Origin of the sequence: Micrococcus sp. UYEF5, assembly GCF_040546065.1 — a bacterium.
GTDB classification, from domain to species: domain Bacteria; phylum Actinomycetota; class Actinomycetes; order Actinomycetales; family Micrococcaceae; genus Micrococcus; species Micrococcus luteus.
Genome location: NZ_JBEPNB010000007.1, coordinates 88,184 through 112,717, shown reverse-complemented (window position 1 = coordinate 112,717; position 24,534 = coordinate 88,184). Strand labels below are relative to the sequence as shown.

Below are 24,534 nucleotides of genomic sequence, written 5' to 3'. Positions count from 1 at the left end.
CGAACCCTAGGGGCGCCCTCCGCGCCGGATCACGCCTGGAGCCGCGCCATCCAGGCCTCGATCTCGTCCGGGGTGCGGGGGAGGGCCGCGGAGAGGTTCTCGGCCCCGTCCTCGGTCACGAGGATGTCGTCCTCGATGCGCACGCCGATGCCGCGGTACTCCTCCGGCACGGCCAGGTCCTCCTCCTTGAAGTACAGACCCGGCTCGATCGTGAAGACCATGCCCGGCTCGAGCACGCCGTCCAGGTAGAGCTCGCGCTTGGCCTGCGCGCAGTCGTGCACGTCGAGGCCGAGGTGGTGCGAGGTGCCGTGGGGCATCCAGCGCCGGTGGTGCTGGCCTTCGTCCGAGAGCGCGACCTCGGCCGAGACCGGCAGCAGGCCCCAGCCGTCGAGGCGGTCGACGAGCACCCGCATGGCCTCGGCGTGGAGCTCGCGGAACCGGATGCCGGGGCGCACGATCGCGAAGGCGGCGTCCGCGGCGTCGAGGACCGCCTGGTAGATGCGGCGCTGCACGTCCGTGAACGTGCCGGACACGGGCAGGGTGCGGGTGATGTCCGCGGTGTAGAGGGAGTCGTCCTCGACGCCGGCGTCGAGCAGGAGCAGCTCACCCGGGCGCACGGCGCCCGTGTTGCGGATCCAGTGCAGGATCGTGGCGTTGTTGCCGGAGGCCGCGATCGTGTCGTAGCCCAGGTCGTTGCCCTCGAGGCGGGCGCGGGCGAAGAAGGCGCCCTCGACCACGCGCTCGCCGCGGTCGTGGCCCACGGCGCGCGGCAGGGCCCGCACGACGTCCTCGAAGCCGGCGATCGTGGCGGCCACCGAGGCGCGCATCCGCTCGACCTCCCACGCGTCCTTGACCAGGCGCAGCTCGGAGAGGAACTCGGCGGTCTGGGCGTCGGCCTCGGCCGCGGCGGTCAGGTCCACGCCGGCCTCGGTCCGGACGGCGGCCAGCAGCGCGTCCACGTCCTGGTCGGTCTCGGCCAGCAGCCGCACCGCGGTGCCGTCCGCGGCCACGTTCTTGGTGACGGCGGACTCGAGCTCCTCGAGCCCCGCCGTGCGCAGACCCGTGCGGGCGGCCAGGCCGGCCAGGGTCGGGCGGGGGCCGATCCAGAACTCGCCCGAGCGCGAGTCCGCGTAGAACTGCTCGGTGTCCCGGCCGGCCAGGGGACGGAAGTACAGGGTGGCGGTGTGGTCCGTGCCGTCGTCGCCGGCGCCCGGGTCCGTGGGCTCGAGCACGAGCACGGCGTCCGGCTCGTGGTCCACGCCGAGGCCCGTCAGGTGGGCGAACGCGGAGTGCGCGCGGAAGCGGTAGTCGGTGTCGTTCGAGCGGACCTTGAGGCGGCCGGCCGGCACCACGATCCGCTCGCCCGGGAAGCGCGCGGACACGGCGGCCCGCCGCCGGGCGGCGTACGGGGCCGAGGCGTCGGGGTCGGGCAGGGCCTGCGACGAGGGCGCCCAGTCGGAGGCCATGAAGTCGCGGAAGGCGTTCGAGGCGGGGCGCTGCGAGCGGTTGTCGACGCGCTCGGCCAGCGGCTGGGGGTTCACCGCGCCGGTGCCGTCGGCGCCCGCCTCGGGGGCGGCGGCGGGCTGGTCCGGGGTGGTCTGGGCGGGGTGCTGTGCGGCATCGGTCATGCCCTCCATCATGGCACCGGTGGGCGCGGGCAGGTCGGGGCCGCCGCGCGCGGGTCTCGGTACCATGGCCGCCATGGCCCGCTACGACCTGCACACGCACTCGACCGAGTCCGACGGCACCGAGCCGCCGGCCGACGTGGTGCGTGCGGCGGCGCGGGCCGGGCTGGACGGCCTCGCGCTCACCGACCACGACACGACCGCCGGCTGGGCCGAGGCCGCCCACGCCGCGCGGGAGACCGGGCTGACGCTCGTGCCCGGCATGGAGATGTCCTGCACCTCCGCCGACGGCGTGAGCGTGCACGTGCTCAGCTACCTGCACGACCCCGAGGACCCCGCCCTGCTGCGGGAGGTCGGCCTGGCCCGCGACGCGCGGCTGATCCGGGCGCAGGAGATGGTGCGGCGCCTGGGCGCGGACTTCCCGATCACGTGGGAGCTGGTCCAGGAGCACGCGGCGGAGAACGCGACGATCGGCCGGCCCCACCTGGCCGACGCCCTCGTGACGATCGGGGCCGTCCCGGACCGGTCCGCGGCGTTCCGGGAGATCCTCGCCGGCCGGTCCAAGTACTACGTGCCGCACTTCGCCCCGGACCCGGCCGAGGCGGTCGCGCTCATCCGGGCCGCCGGCGGGGTGCCGGTGTTCGCGCATCCCCGGGCGCGCATGCGGGGCCGCGTGGTGGGCGACGAGGTGTTCGAGCAGATGGCCGAGGCCGGACTGGCGGGGGTCGAGGTCGAGCACCGGGACAACCCGGCGGAGGAGCGCACCTGGCTGCGCGCGTTCGCGGGCCGGCACGGGCTGTTCGTCACCGGCTCGTCCGACTACCACGGCACCGGCAAGCCGAATCCGATCGGCGAGCACAGCACGGGCGCGGAGGTGCTCGCGGAGATCGAGCGGCAGGGCACCGGCACGTCGATCATCCGCGGCTGAGCCCGGACGGCCCGGGCGACGGCGGAGGATCCGTTGCGCGAATGACCCTTCCGGCCGCCTGCACGGCGGTCAGAAGGGTCATTCGCGCAGAAGACTCCCGGGGGCCCGGAAGGGAGGGTCAGCCGTCCACGACCTCGCCGTTGCGGCGGCGCGTGCGGGTGCGGCCGCCCCGGCGACGACGGGCCTCGGCCCGCGCCTCGGCGCGCTCGGCCCGGCGGGCCTCCGTCAGCTCGACGCCGGCCACCGGCTCCGGCGTCCGGGCTGCGGGGGCCTCGGAGCGCGAGGCGGTGCGCTCGCGGCCCTCGCCGCGACCACGGCCCCGGCCCTCGGCGCGCTGCTCGGCGGGTACCTCACCACGCCCGCGGGCCGAGCGCTCGCCGCGGCCTCCGCCGCGTGCATCGTCGCGGCCCTCGCCGGAGCGGCCGCCCCGGTTCCGTCCGCCACGTCCGCCGCGGCCGCCCTCACGGCCGCCGCGCTCGCCGTCGCGGGACCGACCGCCCTCGCGACCCCGTCCGCGGCCGCCGTCGCGCTGCTTCGCCTCGGGGCCGCCGAGGTCCTCGAGCGTCTCGCCCTCGAGGCCCTCGAGCACGCGCTTGGCCTGCGGCAGACGGCCCTTCGTGCCCTTCGGGATGCCGAGGTCGGAGAACAGGTGCGGGGAGGAGGAGTAGGTCTCCACCGGCTCGGGCTGGCCGAGGCCGAGCGCCTTGTCGATCAGGGACCAGCGCGGCATGTCCTCCCAGTCCACGAGGGTCACCGCCACGCCCTTGTTGCCGGCGCGGCCCGTGCGGCCCACGCGGTGCACGTAGGTCTTCTCGTCCTCCGGCGCCTGGAAGTTGAACACGTGCGTGACGTCGTCGACGTCGATGCCGCGCGCCGCGACGTCGGTGGCCACGAGGATGTCCACCTTGCCGTTGCGGAACGCGCGCAGCGCCTGCTCGCGGGCGCCCTGGCCGAGGTCGCCGTGCAGCGCGCCGGCCGCGAAGCCGCGCGCCGTCAGCTCGTCCGCCACGCGAGCGGCCGTGCGCTTGGTGCGCGTGAAGATGATGGTCCGGCCGCGGCCCTCGGCCTGCAGGGCGCGGGCCACGAGCTCGTCCTTGTCCATGTGGTGGGCGCGGTAGACGAGCTGACGGATGTCCTTCTTCGTCAGGCCCTCGTCCTCCGGGTCCGCCGCGCGGATGTGGGTCGGCTGCGTCATGTAGCGGCGCGCCATCGCGACCACGGGACCCGGCATGGTGGCCGAGAACAGCATGGTCTGACGCACGGCCGGGACGGCGGCGAGCAGGGTCTCGACGTCGGGGAGGAAGCCGAGGTCCAGCATCTCGTCGGCCTCGTCCAGCACCACCGTGTTCACCAGGTCCAGGCGCAGGTGGCGCTGGCGCATCAGGTCGATGAGGCGGCCGGGGGTGCCGACGACGATCTCGACGCCGCGCTGCAGCTCCTCGATCTGCGGCTCGTAGGCGCGGCCGCCGTAGATGGTGGCGATGCGCAGGGGGCGCCGGGCCGCGGCGGCCGTGAGGTCGCCGGCCACCTGGACGGCGAGCTCGCGCGTCGGGGCGACGATCAGGGCCTGCGGGGCGCCCGCGGTGCCCTTGGCCTCGAGGCCGTCCCAGCCGGGCTCGCCCGGGCCGATGGCGCGCTGTAGCGCGGGGATGCCGAAGCCGAGGGTCTTGCCGGTGCCGGTCTTGGCCTGGCCGATGATGTCGTGGCCGCCGAGGGCGACCGGCAGGGTCATGGCCTGGATGGGGAAGGGGTGGACGATGCCCTTGGCCTCCAGGGCCTCGACGATCGCGGGGTGCACCCCGAAGTCGGCGAAGGTCTGCTCGGGGGCCACGGGGGCGGCGTCCTCGGTGACGATGTCCTCCGCGATCGCGGCGACCGTCGGGTCGAGGTCGGCGGAGGCGGGGGTGTGCTCGGAGTTCTGGGTCATGGCGACTCGCGTTCCTGGTCAGGCGTCGTCACGGCGGGCGGAAGGCCCGGCTCCGCCGTGCGCGCGGTTCAAGCGGAAGCCGATCGCGAGGCAAGCACGCGGAGCGGCCGACGGGCGGTGCCCCGTGGAACCGGGCGGGCGCGCCGTACGCGGCGGGCCGTGCCGGATCCGGCAGGTCATGGTGCCGTCCCGGGCGTCAGGGGCGCGGGCGGCGGGTCAGGGTGATCAGAGAGCGACCGGTCATCCTGGGTCAGCGTGAGCTGTGCGGCCAGTCTACCCCCGCGGCCGTGATCGCACCCGAGGCACGGTCCACGCCCTCGATCCGCACGCGCACCCGGGTGCCCGCCGGGATGCTGCCCGGCACCCGCAGGCTCACGGCCGGGTCGAGCAGCCACACTTCCGTGCCGTCCTTGGCCTCGCGCACCGCGATCCCCTCGAGCTCCGCGCCGACGCGGGACTCGAGTGCCGCCGCCTCCACGAGGTCCGCCGCCGTCCGGCTCGCGGCCGAGGCCCGGCGGGACGAGTCCGCCATGAGGGCGGGCAGCTCGGGCAGGGCGTCGCGGACCCATGCGGGGGCGGGGGCGCCGACGGCGTGGGCGTGGCACAGGGCCAGGACGAAGCGGTCCACGAGCCGGCGCAGGGGAGCGGTGGCGTGGGCGTAGGGGGCGGCGAGCGCGGCCTGGGCCGGTTCGTCCGGCGGGGTGCGCAGGGCCGGGTCCTCGGCCTGCGCGTCGAAGGCCGTGTACCCGGCGCCGCGGAACAGCCCGGTGGCCGCGTGCAGTACCGCCAGGTGCCGCGCGTCGGCGGGGTCGAGGGAACGCAGGTAGGCGCCGTAGTCCTGGCCCTCGTCCCACGGGGCGCCCAGGGCGCGCGTGCGCTCTCGGAAGGCGGCGACGGCGTCGGTGTCCGGCGCCGGCATCGTGCGCAGGATCCCGACCCCGGCGGCCAGCATCAGCTCGGCCGCGGCCATGCCGGTCAGCAGGGAGAGCTGGGCGTTGTGCTCCTCCGCCGGCAGCGGCGCCCGGTGCACGAGCTCGTGCGCCCCGTCCTCGGTGACAAGGACCTCCTGGTCCGGCAGGTTCAGGGAGGCGCCGCCGCGGGCGGCCTCCTGCGCGGCCCGCCGTCGGCCCACCTCCGGCAGCAGCGCCAGCGAGTCGCGCACCTCGGCCGGCCACCCCTCGGCGGCGGCCCGGTCCGCGTCGGTGACCCCGGGACGCGGCGTCGCCGGCGCCTGCGCCCCCGGCCGAGCGTCGAGGAAGGCCTGCACCTGCCCGTACGTCAGCTGCGCCCGGGAGCGGACGCGGGCGCGTTCGAGGCCGGTCTCGACGACGGCGCCCGCGGCGTCCAGCAGGAACGTCCACACGAACGCCGGGCGCTCGCGGTCCGGCAGCAGGGAGGCGGCGTCCTCGCTCAACACCTCCGGGTGCAGGGGGACCCGGCCGTCGGGCAGGTAGACGGTCTGGCCGCGGCGGCGGGCCTCGGCGTCCACGGCGCCGCCCGGTGCCACGAAGGCGGGCACGTCCGCGATCGCGTAGCGGACCAGGATGCCGTCGTCGTCGGAGGGGGTCAGGAGCAGGGCCTGGTCCAGGTCCGTGGCGCCGGCGGGGTCCACGGTGACGAACGGCAGGGCCGTGCGGTCCGCGTGGTCCGGGCTCCCGGCCAGGCCCACGTGCACCCCATGCGCGGCCGCCTCCGCCTCGGCCAGGACGGGGGTGGGGAAGGCCGACGGCAGCTCGAGCTCCGTCCGCAGGGCGGCGAGGCGCTCGAGCAGGGCCGGGTCGGCAGGGCCGCGGAGGCCGAGGGCGTGGGAGGACATGGCGATGCTCCTGGGCAAGGGGGCCGAGACGACGCACGCCCCGGCGGATCACCGGGGCGTGCGGGGCGGGTCAGGAGGCGGCGAACCCGAGCGGGCCCGACTTCTTCGCGCCGATCTCCACGAAGCCGATGCGGTCACCGGGGACGACCACCTGGCGGCCCTTGGCGTCCGTCAGGACCAGCGGGGTGCCGTCGGCGACGGCGGCGTCCACGAGGGAGCGGACCTCGTCCGCCGACTGCTCGCTGTCGATGACGACCTCGCGGCCGACGTGCTGCACACCGATGCGGATCTCCATGGGGAACCTCTTCTCTTCGTCGCGTCCTGTGCGGTCCGCCGTCAGCCTACGGGACCGCTCGGTGAGGTGGGCGGGCGCCCACGAGGTTCACCCGCGGGCGAAACGGGCCGGACGGCCGGGTCAGCGCGGGGCGTCGTCCGCGGAGGGCAACGAGGTGAGGCCGCGCCAGATGAGGTCGTCCACCGTGCGGGCCATCTCAGCCGCGGCGGGGCGGGCGTCGGCGTCGAGCCGGTCCGCCCAGTGACGGGCGGCGCCCAGGAGGTAGCCGACGAGTCCGCGGGAGAGCACCTCGGCCTCGGCCTCGGCCACGGTGGTGTCCGCGCGGATGGTGCGCGCGACCTCGGAGGAGAGCAGCCGGTGGACGGCCTCGCTGCGCGTGCGCACCTCCGGGTCCCCGTCGATGCCGGAGTCGAAGATGAGGCGGTGGGTCCGCTCGGGGGAGGCCATGTACTCGAACACGGCGGCCACGGTGGCCCGCACCCGTGCACGGTTGCCCCGACGGGTGTCCATCGCCGCCTCGAGGAGCGCGCGCAGGCTCGCGACCTCGGCGTCCAACAGCTCGAGGAAGAGCTCGTGCTTGCTGGGGAAGTGCTGGTAGAGGACCGGCTTGGAGACCTCGGCCCGCTCGGCGATCTGCTCCATGGAAGCCCCCGCGTACCGCTCGGCGGCGAAGACCGCGCGGGCGCAGTCCAGCAGCTGGCGGCGACGCTCATGCCGGGGCAGACGACGGCCTCGCCCGGGCTCGTCGGGCGCGGTGGCGGCGGGGTGGGCGGTCACGGGGTCCTCCTGGCGCGGGGCCGGCTCACGCGATGCGCGCGGCGCCGCCCTCGTCCTCGTGCGCGGGGCAGGCCGCCTCGACCGCGCCCACGGCGGGGGCGGGGCGGCCGGGGGCCTCGATCCCGAAGACCGCCTCGAGGGCGTCCTCATAGCGGTCGAGCCGGCCCTCGGCGGCGAGTCGCTTGGCGCGCACGCTGGGTTCGTGCAGGAGCTGGTTCACCATGCGGCGCAGGGCGAACTCCACCTCCTCGGCGGCCGCCGTGCAGCCGTGGCGGGCACGCACGCGCTCGAGCTCCCGGTCGAGCACGCCGAGGGTGTGGCGGCGCAGGGCCTTGATCGCCGCGTCGGCACTGCGGCCGCGCTGCGCGGCGCGGTACTCCTCGACGGCGTCGTCCACGAGCGCGCGGGCCTCGGCGACGGCGACCTGGGCCTGCTCGGGGGCGGCCAGCCGCACCGACTCGAGGGTGATGAGATCGACGTCCGGCAGGTCCGCGACCGCCGGGTCGAAGTCGCGCGAGAGGGCCAGGTCGACCACCGTGAGCGGACGCCGTCCGCCCTTGCGCAGCTCCTGGAGGCGCTCGGGGCTGATCTGGCGTTCGCCGCCGGAGGAGCCGATGATCACGTCCGCCTCGGCGACGGCGCCGGCCACGGCCTCGCCGCCGAGCGCGAGGGCCCAGCCGCCGCGGTCCGCGACGAACTGCTCCGCGCGGCCCGAGGCCGAGTGCACGCCGACGGTGGTCGCGCCCCGGTCCGCCAGCTGCGCGAGCGTGGTGCCGGCGTAGGCGCCCGTGCCGATCAGCAGGATGGTGGCCCCGGCCCAGAAGTCGCGCTGGGCCGCGGCGTCGGTGAGACCGCGCAGCTCCTCCGCGAGGTCCAGGGCGACGGAGACGATCGAGCGGCCGGCCGCGCCGAGCGCCGTGCGGGAGCCGACGTCCTTGGCCGTGCGCGTGGCGGACTCGAAGAGGCGGACGAGCGGACCCGAGGCGGTGCCGGCCTCCTGGGCCGCCGTCAGGGCGCGTCGGACCTGACCGGCGATCTCGCGCTCGCCCACCACGGCGGAGTCCAGTCCGGCGCCGACCTCGAAGAGGTGACGGGCCGTGGCGTCGGCGTCGAGTGTGCGGAACGCGGCGTGCACGTCCTCGTCGGGCAGGGAGGTGGAGGCGGCGACGGCGGACAGCAGCCCCGCGCGAGCGGCCTCGACGCCGGCCCCGTCGGCCTCGGCGTAGATCTCCACGCGGTTGCACGTGGCCAGCACGACGGCGCCCGCCGCACCGCTGCCGGGCAGGGCGGGCCCGACCCCGGTCGCGCCGGCGCTGAGGCGGGCGACCGTGTCCAGGTCCAGGTCATGGTGGGAGGCGACGAGAGAGAAGACAGTCACAGCGGGCCAAGTCTAGCCCCGACCGCCCCGCCCGCCCGGGAAGGCGGACCTGACCCGGGTGCCGTCGGCCAGTGTGACGACGCTCACGGAGGACGCGGATGTGCCACCGCGACACGACCGGTGGGACACTGGGGGCATGTCCGCCCTGTCCCAGACCCCCGAGACCCCCGCGGCCGTCCCGGCACTGCCCGCCGAGCACCCGCTGCGCACCGAGGATCCGTCACGCTCGACCGTGGCCAGCCCGCTCCTTCGCGCGCTGCGCGGCCAGCGCCCCGACCGCCACCCCGTGTGGTTCATGCGGCAGGCCGGCCGTTCGCTGCCCGAGTACCGCCGGGTGCGCGAGGGGATCGGGATGCTCGACTCCTGCATCATGCCGGACCTGGTCCGGGAGATCACGATGCAGCCGGTGCGCCGCCACGACGTCGACGCGGCGATCTTCTTCTCGGACATCGTGGTCCCCCTGCGCCTGGCGGGCGTGGACGTGGAGATCCAGCCCGGCGTGGGCCCCGTGCTCGGCCAGGCCGTCCGCACCGCCGACGACGTCGCCGCGCTGCCCGTCCTCGAGGACGCCGCCCTGGACGTCATCCGCGAGGCCGTCGCGGCCACCGTCGCCGAGCTGGGCCCGCGCCCCCTGATCGGCTTCGCCGGTGCCCCCTTCACGCTGGCGGCGTACATGGTGGAGGGCCGTCCCTCCCGCGACCACTTCGGCCCGCGGCGCATGATGCACGCCGACCCCGAGACCTGGGCCGCCCTGGCCGGCTGGGCGGCCACCGTGTCCGGCCAGTTCCTGCGCGCCCAGCTCGAGTCCGGCGCCTCCGCCGCGCAGCTGTTCGACTCGTGGGCCGGTTCGCTCTCGGCGGACGACTACCTCGAGCACGTGCAGCCGCACTCGACGGCGGCCCTCGCCCATGTCGCCGACCTCGCCGGGCCCGGCGTCCCCGACGGCGCCCCGCTCCTGCACTTCGGCACGGGCACCGGAGAGTTCCTGCACCACATGCGTGACGCGGGCGCGACCGCCGTCGGCGTGGACCACCGCCTCACGCTCGCCGAGGCGCACCGCCGGCTCAGCGCGAACCCCGGCCCCGACGGACGCGGCGCCGTGCCCCTGCAGGGCAACATCGACCCGGCCCTGCTCGCCGCCCCGTGGGAGGTCCTCGAGGCCCACGTGCGCGACGTCGTCGCCTCCGGCGCCGTCGCGCCCGGCCACGTCGTCAACCTCGCCCACGGCGTGCCGCCGGAGACGGACGCGGCCGTGCTGACCCGCGTGGTCGAGCTGATCCACTCCCTGCCCGTGCCGGAGCGGGAGGGCCAGGACCCGGCACCGGGGGTCGAGACCGCCGAGCGGGAGGAGCGCGCATGAGCGGCACGGCGCTCGTGGTCGGCGGCGGCATCGCCGGCCTCGTCGCGGCCCACCGACTGTCCGCGGCGGGCTGGGACGTGACCCTCGCCGAGGCCACCTCCGTGCTCGGGGGCGCGGTCTCCCCGCGCTTCCTCGACGTCCCCTCGCACGGCGAGACCGGGGCCCCCGAGACCCAGACCCTCGAACTCGACGGCGGCGCCGAGTCGTTCGCCGTCCGCGGCGCCGCCGTGCGCGCGCTCGTGGAGGAGCTCGGGCTGGGCGAGAAGATCGTCGCGCCCGAGCCCCTCGGCTCGTGGCTGCACGGTCCCGCCGGCCCCGTGCGCGCCCCGCGTCTCGGCATCGTCGGCATCCCCGGCGACCTCGACGCCGAGGACCTCGCCGCCGCCCTCACGCCGGCCGGCCTGGAGCGCGCCCGGCAGGACGCCGAGGCCCCCATGGATCGCTGGGCCGCCGCGCTCGCGGCCGGCGAGCCGGTGACCGTCGCGCAGGTCGTGGCCGACCGCCTCGGCGACGAGGTGCTCGACCGCCTCGTGGCCCCCGTCGTCGCCGGAGTCCACTCGGCCGACCCCGCGGTCGTCGAGCTGGAGCGCGTGGCCCCCGGCCTGCTCGCCGCCGCCGTGGAGCACGGCGGGCTGGCCGCGGGCGTCGCCGCGCTGCGGTCCACCGGGACCCCCGGCTCGCTCGTGGCCGGTCTGGACGGCGGCATGGTCCGCCTCACCGGCCGGCTCGTCGAGGCGCTGCGCGAGGACGGGGCCACCGTCCTGCGCGGTGTCCGGGTGGCCGCCCTGTCCCGCGTGCCCGCCACCGGCGGCTGGTGGGCCCAGATCTCGGACCGGGACGACGAGGTCGTCCGCGGGCTCGACGTGGACCGCGTCGTGCTGGCCGTGGACGGCGTCACCGCCTGGGACCTGCTGGCCCCGCTCTCGGCCGAGGCCCTGGACCCCGACGCCGGTCCCGCCCTCGGCGAGGGCATCGCGCTGGCCACGCTCGTCGTCGAGGCCGCGGGCCTGGACGACGCGCCACGCGGCACCGGAGTGCTGGTCGGCGCCGGGACGGACGTGGCCGCCAAGGCCCTGACCCACGCCACCGCCAAGTGGGCGTGGCTGCGCGAGGTCGTCGCGCGGCCGCAGGAGGACGGCGTCGCCCGTCACCCCCACCGCCATGTGCTGCGCCTGTCCTACGGCCGCCAGGGCGGCGGGCCCGAGGCCCTGGGCCATCGCAGCGCGGACGAGGAGCTGCTCGCGCAGGCGCTCGTGGACACGGCGACTCTCACCGGGGTGCCGCTGGCGGAGGAGGACGTCGTCGCCCGCACCGTCACCCGCTGGCGCCGCTCCATCCCGCCGCAGGCCGGCCCCGACCGCGCGAAGGCGGACACGCTGATCGACTGGGCACGGGACGTGCCCGGCCTCGACCTCGTGGGCAGCTGGGTGCACGGCACCGGGCTGGCCGCCGTCGTCGCCGGCGTGGACCGCACCCTCGGCGCCGACGCACCGCCCGCCGGCTGACCTCGCCCCCAGACCACCCCTGACGCAATCGGATCCCAAGGAAGAGGACCATGACCAAGGACAGCACCACCACCCCTGCCGAGGCCGGCAAGGACTGGTTCACCACCTACACCGTGTTCGCCCGCCCGCAGGGCGAGCCAGGCTGGCTGGGACTGGAGGGCCGCGACGCGAAGAAGGCCGCCAAGGAGTTCGACGAGGCCGTCGCGCGGGTGGCCCAGACCGGCGTGACCGTGCGCGGCGTCTACGACGTCTCCGGCATGCGCGAGGCCGGCGACGTCATGGTGTGGATGTACGGCCAGGTGCCCGAGGACCTGCAGGCCGCCATCCGCGAGCTGCGCCGCACCCGTCTGCTCGAGGGCACCACGATGGTGCTCTCGGCCATGGGCGCAGATCGCATGGCCGAGTTCAACAAGGACCACGTCCCCGCCTTCGCCATGGGCCGCAAGGCCCTGAAGTGGCTGTGCTTCTACCCGTTCGTGCGCTCGTACGACTGGTACCTGCTGGACCCGAAGGAGCGGGCCCGCATGCTCCGCGAGCACGGCCAGCTCGGCCAGGACTTCCCGCAGGTGTGGGCGAACACCACCAGCGCGTTCGGCCTGAACGACTGGGAGTGGCTGCTGGGCCTCGAGGCGGACGAGCTGACGGACCTGGTGGACATGATGCGCCACCTGCGCAACAACGAGACCCGCCTGCACGTGCGCAGCGAGGTGCCGTTCTACACCGGACGCCGTCTGGAGACCGCCGAGATCGCGGAGGTGCTGGCCTGATGACTACCGCCCCCGAGCCCCGCGCCGACGCGCCCGTCCACACCGGCCCGGACGCCGGCGTCGCCCCGGCCCTCCGGACGCCCGAGAAGGCCGCCGCCGGCGTCGACTACGACGTGTGCGGCGTGATGGCCCCCAAGGACTACGACGCCCTGCTGCTCGCCTCCTTCGGCGGGCCCGAGGGCCAGGACGACGTGATCCCGTTCCTGCGCAACGTCACGCGCGGGCGCGGCATCCCGGACGAGCGCCTCGAGGAGGTCGCCACCCACTACCGCGCCAACGGCGGCGTCAGCCCCATCAACGCGCAGAACCGCGCGCTGAAGGCGGCCATCGAGGCCGAGCTGGCCGCCCGCGGCCTGGACCTGCCCGTGTACTGGGGCAACCGCAACTGGGAGCCCTACTTCCCGGACACCCTCGCGCGGATGCACGCCGACGGGCACCGCCGCATCCTGACGGTCACCACCTCCGCGTACTCCTGCTACTCCTCGTGCCGCCAGTACCGCGAGGACATGGGCATGGCCATGGAGCAGACCGGCCTGACCGGGAAGGTGGACCTGGACAAGACGCGCCAGTACTTCAACCACCCCGGCTTCATCGAGCCGTTCCGGGACGGCCTGCGCGCGGACCTGGCCTCGCTGCGCGCGGAGCTGGGGGACGACGCGCGGATCCACGTGCTCTTCGCGACCCACTCGATCCCCACCTCCGACGCCGCCGCCGCCGGCCCGCGCGGCCTCGCCGCCGACCTGCGCGCGCAGGCGGGGGCGGAGCCGGGCGATGAGGGTGCGGACGTGTACTCGGCGCAGCACCTCGATGTGGCCCGCGAGATCCTCGCCGGCGTGCCCGAGGCCGCGGACGTGCCGTGGTCGCTCGTGTACCAGTCGCGCTCCGGCCCGCCCTCGGTGCCGTGGCTCGAGCCGGACATCAACGACGCGATGGAGCACCTCGCGGGCGAGGGCGCCGAGACGGACGCGCAGGGGCGCGCCGTGGCGGGCTTCGTCGTCGTGCCGCTGGGCTTCGTCTCGGACCACATGGAGGTGGTCTGGGACCTCGACACCGAGGCCAAGGAGACCGCCGAGGGGCTGGGCGTGGGGTTCCGTCGCAGCCCCACCCCGGGCACCGACCCGCGGTTCGTGGCCGGGCTCGTGGACATCGTGGAGGAGCGGCTGGGCCGCCGCGAGGGCCGCGCCGCGGCCGGCTGCTTCCCGGCCTGGTACGACGTGTGCCGGCCGGACTGCTGCGCCAAGGTGATGCGGGACGGCTCGACGCGGCCGACGACGTCCGCGGTCGACGCCGCCGTGCGCGGGCTGGCCGAGCACGAGGCGGGCGCCGCGGCCCCCGCCGAGGAGGCCTGAGACCGTGACCCCCCTGCGCATCGGCACCCGGGGCTCCGCCCTGGCGACCACGCAGACCAGCCACGTGGCCGAGGCGCTCACGGAGCGATCCGGCCTGGCCCACGAGCTGGTGGTGATCCGCACCGAGGGCGACGTCACCACCGGCTCGCTGGCCTCGCTGGGCGGCACCGGCGTGTTCGCCTCGGCGCTGCGGGCCGCCGTGCTCGACGGCGTCGTGGACGCGGCCGTGCACTCGCTCAAGGACCTGCCGGCCGTCCAACCGGAGACCCTCGAGATCGCCGCGGTGCCGGCCCGGGCCGACCTGCGGGACGCCCTGTGCGCCCGCGACGGCCTCACCCTGGCGACCCTGCCCGAGGGCGCCCGTGTGGGCACGGGCTCGCCGCGCCGCGTGGCCCAGCTCAAGGCGCTGCGCCCGGATCTGGAGCTGGTGGACATCCGCGGCAACGTGCAGACCCGCCTGGCCCGCGTGCCCGGGCTGGAGCAGCACGACGATCACGCCCCGGCCGCCGCGGGTTCGCCCCGCGGTGACCTCGACGCCGTGATCCTGGCCTGTGCCGGGCTCGACCGGCTCGGCCTGGACCACGTGATCACCGAGCGGATCGACCCGGAGGTCATGGTGCCCGCCCCCGGGCAGGGCGCCCTGGCCGCGGAGATCCGGGCCGAGGACGAGTCCTTCCTCGGTCGGGCGCTCCTGGACCCCGAGGCGCCGGTCGGGAGGCTGCACGCCGCCCTCGAGCTGGTCGACGATCGGGACACCCACGTGGCGGTCACCGCCGAGCGGGCCCTGCTGCGCCGCCTCGAGGCCGGCTGCGCCGCGCCGATCGGGGCCGTGGCCCGCGTGAGCGACGGCGAGGCCGGCGCGCCGCGCATCGAGATGACCGCGATGGTGGCCGCCCTCGACGGCTCGCGCGTGCTGCGCCGGACCTCGTCCGTGCAGCTCGACCCGGTGCCGGCCGACGTGGCCGGCGACCCGGCGGCCGCCGACGAGTGGCTCGAGGACACCCTGTTCGTGGCCGCGGAGGCACTCGGCGTGCACGTGGCCGAGCAGTTCGTGGCCGAGGGCGCCGACCTGCTGCCCGGCACGGTGCGCGGGGTGGACCGGGGCGACGGCGCCCCGCGCCCCGACGACCCGGCCTGAGATGCGCGTCCTGCTCACCCGCCAGCCGGCCCAGGCCGGCGACCTCGAGGCCGGTCTCGCCGGCACCGAGGTGGCGGGGCGGCGGCTGCGGGTCGGCTTCCTGCCGCTGACCGACTTCGCGCTGCCCGACGACGACGGCCCCCTGCGCGCGCTGCTCGCGGACTGGGCGGGGGCCGACGGTGATGCGGCCGGGCCGGTGCGCTCGGACGGGTCCCGCTGGCTCGTGCTGACGAGCCCCAACACCGTGCGCGCGCTCAGGGCCGTCGGCTGGGACGGCCATGTCCCGGCGGGCGCGCGGATCGCGGTCACCGGACCGGGCACGGCACGGGTGCTGACCGAGGCGGGCTGCGACGCGGCGCCGTGGCTGCCGCCCGAGGACCGCTCCGCCGAGGGCCTGATCGCCGGACTCGCCGCCCTGCATCCCCGCGGCGCCCGCGCGTGGCTGCCCCAGTCCGATCGGGCCCGGTCCCGCCTCGCCGACGGCCTGCGCGCGGCGGGCTGGGACGTGCGGACCGGGCTCGCCTACCGGACGGTGCCGTATCCGGCGCAGGCCGGCAGGCGGCTGCTCGACGGGGCGGCGGACGAGGGCCGGGGGGACGTCGTGACGCCCGCGCGGCTGGCCGCGGTCGCGGCGGGGACCGCCGTGGTGCTCACCAGCTCGTCCGCGGCGGAGGAGTTCGTGGCCGCGGGTCTGACGCCACTGGTGGGGGAGCGGGTGCGGCTCGTGGCGATCGGCGCGCCGACCCGTGACACGTGCGCGCGGCGGGGTCTGCCCCTGCTCGGGACGGCCCCCACGCCGGACGCGGCCGGAGTGCTGGCCGTGCTGCGCGGTGCGGCCTGAGCCGCCCGGCCGCACGCGAGGCGAGGCTCAGTCGGGGCGGTCGCCGTCCGGGTCGGGCGCGTCGTCCTCCGACGGCGCCGGGCCGGCGTCGTGCTTCTCGTCCTGCGGCACGCCGGTGGCGGCGGCCATGATGTCCACCCGCGGGCCGCGCAGGATGGCGACCGAGACGTTGGTGAAGCCCGTGTTGGCGAGCAGCTCCGAGGCCTCCTCGTCCGTCAGGTCGTACGCGTGCGCGAGCATGCGCACGTTCTCCGTGTAGAAGGCGTGCAGGCGGTCGACGCCGCGCAGGAAGCCCAGAGTGTTCCCCATGGCGGGGAGCCTACCGGGCGGGCGTGGTGGGCGGGTGGCCGGCGGGTGAACGGCCGGTGGACCGGCCCGCCGGCCGCGGGGGACGACGGGCCGTGCCGCTCAGCCCTCAGCGCGGCGGCTGCGGCGGCGGACCAGCGAGACCTCCATGGTGCGGCCCTCGGTGCGGGTGCGCAGGTACGGCTGGTCCTCCACGAGGGTGGAGAGCTTGGAGTGCCCGAAGTCGCGCGGGTCGAAGTCCACGTGGGTGCGGCTCAGGTGCTGGCCGATCAGGGACAGCGTGGCCCAGCCGTCGTCGGTGCTCGTGGCGTTGACGGCCTTGGTGAGCGCGGCCTGCAGGTCGATGCGCGGGGCGGCATCGGCCTCGTCGTGCTCGGGCTCGGCTTCGTCGTGCTCGGGCTCGGCTTCGACCGGCACCTCGGGCGGGGTCGGGTCCTCGGTGACGTCCGACGACGACGCACGGCGGCCCCGCCGACCGGCCCCGGACTTCGCCTCCGCGGCCTTCCCGTCCTTGCCGGCGGCGGCGTCCCCGGCGGGCGCCTCGTCGGCGGCGGGCGCCTCGTCGGCAATGGGGGCCTCGGCGTCCGCGACGTCCGCGTCCGTGGCCTCGGGGGTGTCGGCGGCGTCGGTGGTCTTGGACCCGCGGCCGCGGCCTCGACCGCCGCGGCGGGACCCCGAGCGGCCGGAGCCCTCGGACGCCTTGGCGTTCTCCTCCTTGGCGGGGGCGTCCTCGCCGGTCTCGTCGTCGTCGACGTCGTGGTCCGTGGCCGTGCCGAGCAGCTCGAGGTAGATGAACTGGTCCACGGCGTTGCGCAGCGAGGCGGGGGTCTTGCGGGCGCCCAGGCCGATCACACGCTTGCCGCCCTCGCGCAGGCGGGTGGCCAGGCGCGTGAAGTCGGAGTCGGAGGAGACGAGGGCGAACGCGTCCACGTTGCCCATCCAGAGCAGGTCCATCGCGTCGATGATGAGCGCGGAGTCCGAGGAGTTCTTGCCCACGGTGTAGGCGAACTGCTGGACCGGCTGGATCGCGTGGTGGTTCAGCGCCTTCTTCCAGCCGTTGAGGTTGGTCGTGGTCCAGTCGCCGTACGCACGCTTGATCGTGGGGGTGCCGTAGGTGGCGAGCTCCTCGAGGATCAGGGGGGCGAACTTGGGGGAGACGTTGTCGCTGTCCATCAGGACGGCGATGCGCAGGGATGCGGGGGTGGGTTCGGGCATGGGACCCACAGTAGTCGGGAACGCCGCCGGGGAGGGGCCGCGGCGGTGCGCGGCCCCTCCTCGGGGCGAAGGCCCTCCGACGAGGGCGGGTGTCAGGCGGAGGCGCTGGTGACGGGGTCCGCGACGCGGACCAGGCGCTTGTTCACGAACTCGTCCACGCCGTAGGGGCCCAGCTCGCGGCCGAAGCCCGAGCGGCCGACACCGCCGAAGGGCAGCCCGGCCTGGGTGGTGCCGTGCTCGTTCACGAAGGCCATGCCCACGTCGAGGCGGCGGGCCGTGGCCTCGGCGAGCTCGAGGTCGTCGGACCACACCGAGCCGCTGAGGCCGAAGTCGGACTCGTTGGCCAGGGCGACGGCCTCGTCGACGTCCGCGGCCCGGTGCACGACGGCGACCGGGCCGAAGAGCTCCTCGGACCAGGCGCGCATCTCGCGGGTCACCCCGGTGAGCACGGTCGGCTCCATGAAGGCGCCGGCGCCGGCACGGGCGTGACCGCCGGTGCGCACCTGCGCCCCGTGGGAGACGGCGTCGTCCACCAGCTCCATCAGGTCCTCCCGAGCGGAGGTGCTGGACATGGGGCCGACCTGGGTGCCCTCCTCGCGGGGGTCGCCGACGGTCGCGTCCTTGAACGCGGCGGTGAGCTTCTCCACGAACGCGTCGTAGTGCTCGTCGAGGACGATCATCCGCTTGGGCGAGTTGCAGGCCTGACCGGCGTTGCTCAGCCGCGCCTTCGCCGCCGTCGCGGCCACGGCGTCGAGGTCGCCGCCGAGGACGATGAACGGATCGGAGCCGCCCAGCTCCAGCACGGCCTTCTTCAGGTGCTGACCGGCCGCGGCCGCCACGGAGGCGCCCGCGCCCTCGCTGCCGGTGAGGGAGACGCCCTGGACCCGCGGGTCGGCGATGATGCCGTCGATCCGGTCCGTGCCCACGAGGAGCGTCTGGTAGACGCCCTCCGGGAGGCCGGCCTCGGTGAGCAGCTCCTCGAGCCGCAGGGCGGAGGCCGCGCAGATCGAGGCGGGCTTGAGCAGCAGGGTGTTGCCCAGCAGCAGGTTGGGGGCGATGAACCGGGCCAGCTGGTAGTAGGGGTAGTTCCACGGCATCACGCCGAGGAGGACGCCGAGCGGCTCCTTCTCCACGCGCGTCGAGTTGGCGCCGTGGGCGGGGAGGGCGTCGTCCGCCAGCAGCTGCTGGGCGTTGTCCGCGTAGTAGCGGAAGATCTGGGAGCACAGCTGCGCCTCCCCGACGCCCTGGGCGAGCGGCTTGCCCATCTCCTCGGCGGCGATGTCGGCGAGCTCGTCGGCGTGCTGCGCGAGCAGGTCCGCCGTGCGCCGCAGGACCTCAGCGCGCCGGACGGGGTCAGTGCTCCGCCAGGTGGTGAAGGAGTCCTGGGCGGCGGCGAGGGCGTCCTCCACCTGCTCCTCGCTCATCGCGTCCCAGGTGCGGACGATCTCTCCGGTGGTGGGATCTTCGGTGCGGAAACCGGCCATGGGTGGTTCTCCTTCGATACTGGGTGGCCCGGCCCCGGTCGGGGCCGGGGTGGGGGGTCAGTCGTCGACGACCTGCACGTCCACGCGGATGTTGCCGCGCGTGGCGTTGGAGTAGGGGCAGACCCGGTGAGCCGCGTCGGCGAGCTGCTGGGCCTCGTCATGGGGCAGGTCGGGGATCACGACCTCGAGCACGACGGCCAGGCCGAAGCCCTCGCCGGCCCTGCCGATGGCGACGCGTGCGCCCACGGAGGAGTCGCCGAGCTTCTTCTTGGCCTGACGGGCCACGCTCTGCAGCGCGGAGTGGAAGCACGCGGCGTAGCCGGCCGCGAACAGCTGCTCGGGGTTCGCGCCGTCGCCGCTGCCGCCCATCTCCGCGGGGACCGCGAGGTCCAGTGCGATGCGGCCGTCCGCGGTCTGGACGTGGCCGTCGCGGCCGGCGCCGGTGGCGACGGCCTCGGCGGTGTAGAGGGGGTCGATCTCGATCATGCGGTGCCTTCCTTGCCGGTGACGGGTCCGGGTGGCGGGCCCGAGGCGCGGGTGGCGCGTCTCCGCGCTCACGAGCGAGCGTAGTCCGCGGTCAGGTTGTGCGCAACCGAATTGCCGCGGGGAGTCGGGCGGCCGTGCCCCGACCCCCCGCCGCCCCGCGCCGACCGGCGCGTCCCGCCGCACCGCGCCTAGGGCGTGTTGCTAAAGGGTTCGGGGACGTGGATGCGCGAGTCTGGGGTCATGTCGCGTGATGTCATCTCGGACGAGGTCTGGGCCGTGATCGGCCCACTGTTCCCCGAAGCCAAGACCACCGGGCGTCCGCCGGTGGATCGGCGCGCGGTGGTCGAGGCCACCGCGTGGCGCTTCCGCACGGGGGCGCCGTGGCGGGATCTGCCCGAGCGGTTCGGGAACTGGAACACGATCTACAAGAACTTCAACCGGTGGGCCGCCCAGGGCGTGTGGGAGCGGGTGCTGGAGAAGACCCAGTCCATGGCACAGCAGGCTGGCGAGCTGGACTGGGTGGCCTCGATCGATTCCACGATCGTGCGCGTCCACCAGCACGGGGCGACCCTGCCCCGCCCCACAGGGGGCCTGGATGAACGACAAGAAATCAGCGGACGAGCCGGCTGACCATGCCATCGGACGCTCCCGCGGCGGTCTGACGACGAAGAATCATCTGGTCTGTGATGGCAAGGGCAGGGTGCTGGCGTTCGTGGTGACCGGCGGGCAGGTGGCTTCACACCTCGATGCTGGCCACCACGCTGGAGCAGATCAGCGTTGCCGGGGCCCGTGGGCGGCCCCGGATACGGCCTGACCGCCTGATTGCAGACAAGGGCTACCCCTCGAAGGCGAACCGGGCCTGGCTGCGCCGGCATGGCATCGCGGCCACGATCCCCGAGCGGGCCGATCAGATCACGCACCGGCGCAGACGCCCGGGCCGGCCGATCGACTTCGGTGAAGACCAGCGCCAGCGCTATCGGGGCCGCAATGTCGTGGAGCGGTGCTTCAACCGGCTCAAACAGTGGCGAGGGATCGCGATGCGTTCGGACAAGTACGCCCGGAACTATCACGCCGGACTCAGCCTCGCAGCGACACTGCACTGGCTGACTACCCTCCTTTAGCAACACGCCCTAGATGTAGGAGGGCATGACGTTGTTGACTCGGGTCGGTGCCAGTGAGGCCGGCGGGGCGTCTCCGCAGGAGGTATGAGGCCGATGATAGTTGTAGTGGTTCACCCACACGGCCAGCGCCTCACGCCGAGCTGTCTCTGAGGTATACGGGCGGGCGTAGAGGACCTCATCGACCATCAGCCGGTTGTAGCGTTCGACCTTCCCGTTATGGCGGGGCGTGTATGGGCGGATCCGGTGGTGCCGGCCCCCGAGCGAGACCACCTTGGCGGTGAACTCCGCGGCCCGATAGTTGTTCCCGTTGTCCGTGACCACCCGGTCCACGGTGATGCCGTGGGCGGCGAAGAACGCCCGCGCCCGGCAGAAGAACCCGATCGTGGTCACCGTCCGCTCATCCTCCAACGCCTCGGTGTAGGCCAGGCGGGTGAACCCGTCGATCGCCGAGTGCAGGTAGGTGTAGCCGACCCGTCGGCCAGGCCCGCGCTTGGCTGCTCGCGCGTTCTCGGAGTCCCGGCCGTGAGCACGCCAGCCGCCCCCCTCGGGGATGCGCCCGATCTTCTTCACGTCCAGGTGCACCATGTGCCCCGGGCCGCGGGCGGTGATCTTCTGCGGTCGTTGGCGCAGGTCCTCACCCGTGGGCGCGAGGTCTGGCAACCGGGAGATGCCCAGCCGGTGCAGCCACCTGCCCACCGTTCGGAGGCACACCCGGTGGCCCTCGGAGACGAGGTGGTGATGGATCCGGCGGGCCGACCACTTCTCCCTGCGACGCAGGGTCTGGATCTGAGCCACCACCTCGGGGTCGAGCTGGGCAGGTGAACGGCGCGGACGGCTGGGCCGGTCGAGCAGCCCGGCCTCGCCCTCGGCGCGGTAGCGGGCCACCCAGGTGGCCACCGTGGGCCGGCTCACCCGGAACTCGGCTGCCACGTGCGCTTGTGGGATCCCGTCGTGCAGGTGGCGGTGGACCATCCTGAGACGGCCGGTGGGGGTCAGGGGTGCGTTAGCGTGAGTCATGAGTGGGTCTTTTCGGGCAGGTGGGTGGTGTAGGAACTTCCATCCTGCGGGAGAGGCCCGCTCGTCTCATCTCAGCCCGTACCCCGTGGCAAGAACCTCATGACCCACAACACCTAGACTCGAGGCCATGTCCTTCCCCCATCAGCGTCCCCGTCGGCTCCGCCAGTCCGCCGCCCTGCGCCGGCTGGTCGCCGAGACCCGCATCCACCCGAACCAGCTGATCCTGCCCGCCTTCATCAAGGAGGGCGTGGGCGAGCCGCAGCCCATCGCCTCCATGCCGGGCGTCGTGCAGCACACCACGGACACGCTCAAGGCCGCCGCCGCCGAGGCCGCCCAGCTGGGCGTCGGCGGCATCATGCTCTTCGGCATCCCGGCCCAACGGGACGCCACGGGCTCCGCCTCACTGGATCCGGAGGGCGTGCTCAACGCGGCCATCCGGGACGTCAAGGCGGAGGTGGGGGACGCCGTCGTGGTGATGAGCGACCTGTGCCTGGACGAGTTCACCGACCACGGGCACTGCGGCGTGCTCACCGCGGACGGCGTCGTGGACAACGACGCCACGCTGGAGATCTACGCGCAGATGGGCGTGGCGCAGGCCGAGGCCGGCGCGGACGTGCTCGGCCCCTCCGGGATGATGGACGGCCAGGTCCGCGTGATCCGCGAGGCCCTCGACGACGCCGGCCGCACCGACACCGCGATCCTCGCCTACGCCGCGAAGTACTCCTCCGCGTTCTACGGCCCGTTCCGGGACGCCGTCGACTCCGCCCTGCAGGGCGACCGCAAGACCTACCAGATGGACCCCGCGAACCGGACCGAGGGGCTGCTCGAGGTCTCCCTGGACCTCGAGGAGGGTGCGGACATGGTCATGGTCAAGCCCGCCATGAGCTACCTGGACATCGTGCGCGACGTGGCGGACATGGCGGACGTGCCCGTCTCCGCTTACCAGATCTCGGGGGAGTACGCGATGATCGAGGCCGCCGCGGCCAACGGCTGGATCGACCGGAAGGCCGCGATCATCGAGTCCGTGCTCTCCATCCGGCGCGCCGGCGCCGACACCGTGCTGACCTACTGGGCCGCCGAGCTGGCCCGCTGGATCCAGGAGGACTCGCTCTGATGACGACCACCCCGAACGCGTCCCAGCCGACCACCAACGCCGCCGCCTTCGCCGCGGCCCAGGCCGTCATCCCCGGCGGCGTCGACTCGCCCGTGCGCGCCTTCGGCTCGGTGGGCGGCACGCCCCGGTTCATGGCCGGCGCACGCGGCCCGTACCTGACCGACGTCGAGGGCAACGAGTACGTGGACCTGGTCTGCTCGTGGGGCCCCATGCTGCTGGGCCACCAGCACCCCGAGGTCGTCGAGGCCGTCCACGCCGCCGTGGACCGCGGCCTCGGCTTCGGCACCTCCACGTTGGAGGAGACCGCGCTGGCCGAGCTGATCGCCTCCAAGGTCCCGGTCGAGCGCGTGCGCTTCGTGTCCACCGGCACCGAGGCCACCATGACGGCCCTGCGCCTGGCCCGCGGCGTGACCGGCCGCAACCTGATCGTGAAGTTCGCCGGCTGCTACCACGGCCACTCGGACGGCCTGCTGGCCGCGGCCGGCTCGGGCGTGGCGACCGCCGCCCTGCCCGGCTCCGCGGGCGTCACCGAGGCCGCCGCCTCCGAGACCCTCGTGGTGGACTACAACGACCGCGCCGCCGTCGAGGCCGTGTTCGCCGAGCACGGCGAGCGCATCGCCGCGCTCATCACGGAGGCCGTGCCCTGCAACATGGGCGTCGTGGAGCCCGCCGAGGGCTTCAACGCGTTCCTGCGCGAGATCACCCGCCGCCACGGCGCGCTGCTGATCTGGGACGAGGTGCTCACCGGCTTCCGCGCCACCGCCACGGGCGGCTGGGGCCTGTCCGGGCAGCCCGAGGGCTGGACCCCGGACATCTGGTGCTTCGGCAAGGTGATCGGCGGCGGCATGCCCGCGGCCGCCCTCGGCGGCTCCGCCGAGATCATGGACCACCTGGCCCCGCTCGGCCCCGTGTACCAGGCCGGCACCCTCTCCGGGAACCCGGTGGCCATGGCCGCCGGCCACGCCACGCTCTCCCGCGCCGACGAGGCCGTGTACGCGGCCGTGGCGCGCGCCTCGGACGCCGTGCGTGAGGGCCTCGTGGCCGCGCTCGACGCCGAGGGCGTGGACCACTCGATCCAGCGGGCCGGCACCCTGTTCTCGCTGGCGTTCGGCACCTCCGGCACCGGCGTGCGGGACTACCGGGACGCCCAGGGCCAGGAGGTCTTCCGCTACGCCCCGTTCTTCCAGTCGATGCTGGCCTCCGGCGTGTACCTGCCGCCGTCCGTGTTCGAGGCCTGGTTCGTCTCCGCCGCCCACGACGACGCGGCGGTCACCCGGGTGCTCGACGCGCTGCCGGCCGCGGCGAAGGCGGCCGCGGCGGCGACGCCCCAGGCCTGAGACCCGAGCGCGGGTCGGGGCCGGGCGCTCAGCGCTCGGCCTCGACCGGCCAGTGGCGCGAGACGGTGGCCTGCGGGTCCTTGCGCCGCAGGTACTGCTCGAAGCTCTCCGCCTGCTCGGCCTTCCAGCGGACCTGCCGCTCGTGCAGGTCCGCCGGCGCGACGCGCAGCTGCTCGTACTGGGCGGCCAGGGCGTCGGCCACCTGGACGGCGGCGAGGGCGTCCGCCGCGGAGGTGTGCGCGTTCTCCAGGGTCACCCCGTAGTGCTCGGACACCGCGGAGAGCGTGCGCTTGCCCTTGCGGAACCGGTCCACCTGCTTGTCCAGCACGAACGGGTCGATCACGGGGCGGGCCTCGAGCGGCGTCAGCCCGTGGCGGCGCGCCTCCCGGTCCATCACCGTGAAGTCGTACACGCCGTTGAACGCCACCACGGGGATGCCCGCGGCGAACAGGTCCCGCAGGGTCTCGGTGATCTCCGTGACACCCTGCGCGGCGGGCATGCCCTCCGCCTGCGCCCGCTCCGTGGTGACGCCGTGGACCTCGGCCGCCTCGGCCGGGATGGGCACGCCCGGGTCCACGAGCCACTCGGCCGACGACGCGGCGCGGCCCTGCTCGTCCACCATCACCAGGGTGGCGGTCACGATCAGCGCGGTGCGCGGATCACGTCCGGTGGTCTCGAGGTCGAAGCCGGCGCGGATGCTCTCATGCCAAGTCACGCGCCTCACGCTACCCGGAGCGGCGGACACGAC

Annotated in this window: 23 protein-coding genes; 11 read left to right on the top strand and 12 right to left on the bottom strand. The window is 75.0% G+C overall.

Going from position 1 to position 24,534, the window contains the following annotated elements:
• Positions 1-29 precede the first annotated feature (29 nt).
• On the bottom strand, positions 30-1,628 hold the full coding sequence (locus ABIB16_RS08390; protein WP_354436202.1) for an aminopeptidase P family protein: 1,599 nt from the start codon (positions 1,626-1,628) through the stop codon (positions 30-32).
• Between the two features lie 64 nt (positions 1,629-1,692).
• Between ABIB16_RS08390 and ABIB16_RS08385 the strand changes: the two genes are divergently transcribed.
• Positions 1,693-2,553, top strand: coding sequence for a PHP domain-containing protein (locus tag ABIB16_RS08385; protein ID WP_354436201.1), 861 nt, complete (start codon positions 1,693-1,695; stop codon positions 2,551-2,553).
• A 118-nt stretch (positions 2,554-2,671) separates the two neighbouring features.
• Here ABIB16_RS08385 and ABIB16_RS08380 read toward each other — a convergent pair whose 3' ends face one another.
• The 5 genes from ABIB16_RS08380 to ABIB16_RS08360 all read right to left on the bottom strand — a co-directional run bounded on the left by ABIB16_RS08380 (position 2,672) and on the right by ABIB16_RS08360 (position 8,746).
• Entirely contained in the window at positions 2,672-4,480 is a 1,809-nt protein-coding gene (locus tag ABIB16_RS08380; protein ID WP_061867030.1) for a DEAD/DEAH box helicase, read from the bottom strand.
• Between the two features lie 250 nt (positions 4,481-4,730).
• Positions 4,731-6,296 (bottom strand): RNB domain-containing ribonuclease, encoded by a 1,566-nt coding sequence (locus ABIB16_RS08375; protein ID WP_354436200.1) that lies wholly within the window; start codon positions 6,294-6,296, stop codon positions 4,731-4,733.
• Between the two features lie 70 nt (positions 6,297-6,366).
• A complete protein-coding gene (locus ABIB16_RS08370) occupies positions 6,367-6,591 on the bottom strand; it encodes a DUF3107 domain-containing protein (protein WP_036339227.1) in 225 nt (74 codons plus the stop codon).
• 120 nt (positions 6,592-6,711) lie between these two features.
• Positions 6,712-7,368, bottom strand: a complete 657-nt coding sequence (locus tag ABIB16_RS08365) for a TetR/AcrR family transcriptional regulator (RefSeq protein WP_041103351.1) — start codon at positions 7,366-7,368, stop codon at positions 6,712-6,714.
• A gap of 25 nt (positions 7,369-7,393) precedes the next feature.
• Complete coding sequence (locus ABIB16_RS08360) at positions 7,394-8,746, bottom strand: glutamyl-tRNA reductase (RefSeq protein ID WP_354436199.1); 1,353 nt, start codon at positions 8,744-8,746, stop codon at positions 7,394-7,396.
• Positions 8,747-8,882: 136 nt separating this feature from the next.
• On the opposite strand from ABIB16_RS08360, the gene hemE reads away from it, so the two are divergent.
• From hemE to ABIB16_RS08330, 6 genes are read left to right on the top strand one after another with little or no spacing between them, the layout of a single operon-like run.
• Positions 8,883-10,106, top strand: a complete 1,224-nt coding sequence (gene hemE / locus ABIB16_RS08355; RefSeq protein ID WP_230259640.1) for a uroporphyrinogen decarboxylase — start codon at positions 8,883-8,885, stop codon at positions 10,104-10,106.
• The gene (locus ABIB16_RS08350; RefSeq protein WP_036381112.1) at positions 10,103-11,611 is read left to right on the top strand and encodes a protoporphyrinogen/coproporphyrinogen oxidase; all 1,509 of its coding nucleotides are present in this window, start codon (positions 10,103-10,105) and stop codon (positions 11,609-11,611) included. The genes hemE and ABIB16_RS08350 overlap by 4 nt, the downstream gene beginning before the upstream one ends.
• Positions 11,612-11,661: 50 nt before the next feature.
• Positions 11,662-12,378, top strand: coding sequence for a hydrogen peroxide-dependent heme synthase (gene hemQ, locus ABIB16_RS08345; RefSeq protein ID WP_036314319.1), 717 nt, complete (start codon positions 11,662-11,664; stop codon positions 12,376-12,378).
• Positions 12,378-13,727, top strand: coding sequence for a ferrochelatase (locus ABIB16_RS08340; RefSeq protein ID WP_145951361.1), 1,350 nt, complete (start codon positions 12,378-12,380; stop codon positions 13,725-13,727). The genes hemQ and ABIB16_RS08340 overlap by 1 nt, the downstream gene beginning before the upstream one ends.
• Before the next feature lie 4 nt (positions 13,728-13,731).
• Entirely contained in the window at positions 13,732-14,865 is a 1,134-nt protein-coding gene (hemC, locus tag ABIB16_RS08335; protein ID WP_230259639.1) for a hydroxymethylbilane synthase, read from the top strand.
• A 1-nt stretch (position 14,866) separates the two neighbouring features.
• Complete coding sequence (locus ABIB16_RS08330) at positions 14,867-15,706, top strand: uroporphyrinogen-III synthase (RefSeq protein WP_049147273.1); 840 nt, start codon at positions 14,867-14,869, stop codon at positions 15,704-15,706.
• Between the two features lie 27 nt (positions 15,707-15,733).
• Here ABIB16_RS08330 and ABIB16_RS08325 read toward each other — a convergent pair whose 3' ends face one another.
• From ABIB16_RS08325 to ABIB16_RS08310, 4 genes are all read right to left on the bottom strand, one after another.
• Positions 15,734-16,015, bottom strand: coding sequence for a hypothetical protein (locus ABIB16_RS08325; RefSeq protein WP_049147275.1), 282 nt, complete (start codon positions 16,013-16,015; stop codon positions 15,734-15,736).
• A gap of 99 nt (positions 16,016-16,114) precedes the next feature.
• Positions 16,115-17,227 carry an NYN domain-containing protein gene (locus ABIB16_RS08320; RefSeq protein ID WP_101965985.1) on the bottom strand — a complete coding sequence of 371 codons (1,113 nt, stop codon included), beginning with the start codon at positions 17,225-17,227 and terminating at the stop codon, positions 16,115-16,117.
• A 92-nt stretch (positions 17,228-17,319) separates the two neighbouring features.
• Positions 17,320-18,711 (bottom strand): aldehyde dehydrogenase family protein, encoded by a 1,392-nt coding sequence (locus ABIB16_RS08315; protein WP_354436198.1) that lies wholly within the window; start codon positions 18,709-18,711, stop codon positions 17,320-17,322.
• Positions 18,712-18,768: 57 nt separating this feature from the next.
• On the bottom strand, positions 18,769-19,197 hold the full coding sequence (locus ABIB16_RS08310; protein WP_044659746.1) for an organic hydroperoxide resistance protein: 429 nt from the start codon (positions 19,195-19,197) through the stop codon (positions 18,769-18,771).
• A gap of 240 nt (positions 19,198-19,437) precedes the next feature.
• Here ABIB16_RS08310 and ABIB16_RS11365 point away from each other — a divergent pair, with 240 nt between their 5' ends.
• Both ABIB16_RS11365 and ABIB16_RS11360 read left to right on the top strand, forming a co-directional pair.
• Entirely contained in the window at positions 19,438-19,827 is a 390-nt protein-coding gene (locus ABIB16_RS11365) for an IS5 family transposase (protein WP_044659747.1), read from the top strand.
• A gap of 116 nt (positions 19,828-19,943) precedes the next feature.
• Positions 19,944-20,318: an IS5/IS1182 family transposase gene (locus tag ABIB16_RS11360; protein ID WP_044659748.1), complete on the top strand. Its 375-nt coding sequence runs from the start codon at positions 19,944-19,946 to the stop codon at positions 20,316-20,318.
• A gap of 9 nt (positions 20,319-20,327) precedes the next feature.
• Here the strand turns inward: ABIB16_RS11360 and ABIB16_RS08300 are convergent, their stop codons facing one another.
• On the bottom strand, positions 20,328-21,335 hold the full coding sequence (locus tag ABIB16_RS08300) for an IS481 family transposase (RefSeq protein ID WP_354436197.1): 1,008 nt from the start codon (positions 21,333-21,335) through the stop codon (positions 20,328-20,330).
• Between the two features lie 127 nt (positions 21,336-21,462).
• Between ABIB16_RS08300 and hemB the strand changes: the two genes are divergently transcribed.
• Positions 21,463-22,449 (top strand): porphobilinogen synthase, encoded by a 987-nt coding sequence (gene hemB, locus ABIB16_RS08295; RefSeq protein WP_095694750.1) that lies wholly within the window; start codon positions 21,463-21,465, stop codon positions 22,447-22,449.
• Positions 22,449-23,786, top strand: a complete 1,338-nt coding sequence (gene hemL / locus ABIB16_RS08290) for a glutamate-1-semialdehyde 2,1-aminomutase (protein WP_041105114.1) — start codon at positions 22,449-22,451, stop codon at positions 23,784-23,786. The genes hemB and hemL overlap by 1 nt, the downstream gene beginning before the upstream one ends.
• A 28-nt stretch (positions 23,787-23,814) precedes the next feature.
• Here hemL and ABIB16_RS08285 read toward each other — a convergent pair whose 3' ends face one another.
• On the bottom strand, positions 23,815-24,501 hold the full coding sequence (locus ABIB16_RS08285) for a 3'-5' exonuclease (RefSeq protein ID WP_049147285.1): 687 nt from the start codon (positions 24,499-24,501) through the stop codon (positions 23,815-23,817).
• Between the last annotated feature and the right edge of the window lie 33 nt (positions 24,502-24,534).

Bases quoted from the DNA above. Each gene is read 5' to 3' on its own strand.
- ABIB16_RS08390 (WP_354436202.1), bottom strand. From the start codon at position 1,628: ATGACCGATGCCGCACAGCACCCCGCCCAGACCACCCCGGACCAGCCC.
- ABIB16_RS08385 (WP_354436201.1), top strand. From the start codon at position 1,693: ATGGCCGCCATGGCCCGCTACGACCTGCACACGCACTCGACCGAGTCC.
- ABIB16_RS08380 (WP_061867030.1), bottom strand. From the start codon at position 4,480: ATGACCCAGAACTCCGAGCACACCCCCGCCTCCGCCGACCTCGACCCG.
- ABIB16_RS08375 (WP_354436200.1), bottom strand. From the start codon at position 6,296: ATGTCCTCCCACGCCCTCGGCCTCCGCGGCCCTGCCGACCCGGCCCTG.
- ABIB16_RS08370 (WP_036339227.1), bottom strand. From the start codon at position 6,591: ATGGAGATCCGCATCGGTGTGCAGCACGTCGGCCGCGAGGTCGTCATC.
- hemE (WP_230259640.1), top strand. From the start codon at position 8,883: ATGTCCGCCCTGTCCCAGACCCCCGAGACCCCCGCGGCCGTCCCGGCA.
- ABIB16_RS08350 (WP_036381112.1), top strand. From the start codon at position 10,103: ATGAGCGGCACGGCGCTCGTGGTCGGCGGCGGCATCGCCGGCCTCGTC.
- hemQ (WP_036314319.1), top strand. From the start codon at position 11,662: ATGACCAAGGACAGCACCACCACCCCTGCCGAGGCCGGCAAGGACTGG.
- ABIB16_RS08340 (WP_145951361.1), top strand. From the start codon at position 12,378: ATGACTACCGCCCCCGAGCCCCGCGCCGACGCGCCCGTCCACACCGGC.
- ABIB16_RS08330 (WP_049147273.1), top strand. From the start codon at position 14,867: ATGCGCGTCCTGCTCACCCGCCAGCCGGCCCAGGCCGGCGACCTCGAG.
- ABIB16_RS08325 (WP_049147275.1), bottom strand. From the start codon at position 16,015: ATGGGGAACACTCTGGGCTTCCTGCGCGGCGTCGACCGCCTGCACGCC.
- ABIB16_RS08320 (WP_101965985.1), bottom strand. From the start codon at position 17,227: ATGCCCGAACCCACCCCCGCATCCCTGCGCATCGCCGTCCTGATGGAC.
- ABIB16_RS08315 (WP_354436198.1), bottom strand. From the start codon at position 18,711: ATGGCCGGTTTCCGCACCGAAGATCCCACCACCGGAGAGATCGTCCGC.
- ABIB16_RS08310 (WP_044659746.1), bottom strand. From the start codon at position 19,197: ATGATCGAGATCGACCCCCTCTACACCGCCGAGGCCGTCGCCACCGGC.
- ABIB16_RS11365 (WP_044659747.1), top strand. From the start codon at position 19,438: ATGTCGCGTGATGTCATCTCGGACGAGGTCTGGGCCGTGATCGGCCCA.
- ABIB16_RS11360 (WP_044659748.1), top strand. From the start codon at position 19,944: ATGCTGGCCACCACGCTGGAGCAGATCAGCGTTGCCGGGGCCCGTGGG.
- ABIB16_RS08300 (WP_354436197.1), bottom strand. From the start codon at position 21,335: ATGACTCACGCTAACGCACCCCTGACCCCCACCGGCCGTCTCAGGATG.
- hemB (WP_095694750.1), top strand. From the start codon at position 21,463: ATGTCCTTCCCCCATCAGCGTCCCCGTCGGCTCCGCCAGTCCGCCGCC.
- hemL (WP_041105114.1), top strand. From the start codon at position 22,449: ATGACGACCACCCCGAACGCGTCCCAGCCGACCACCAACGCCGCCGCC.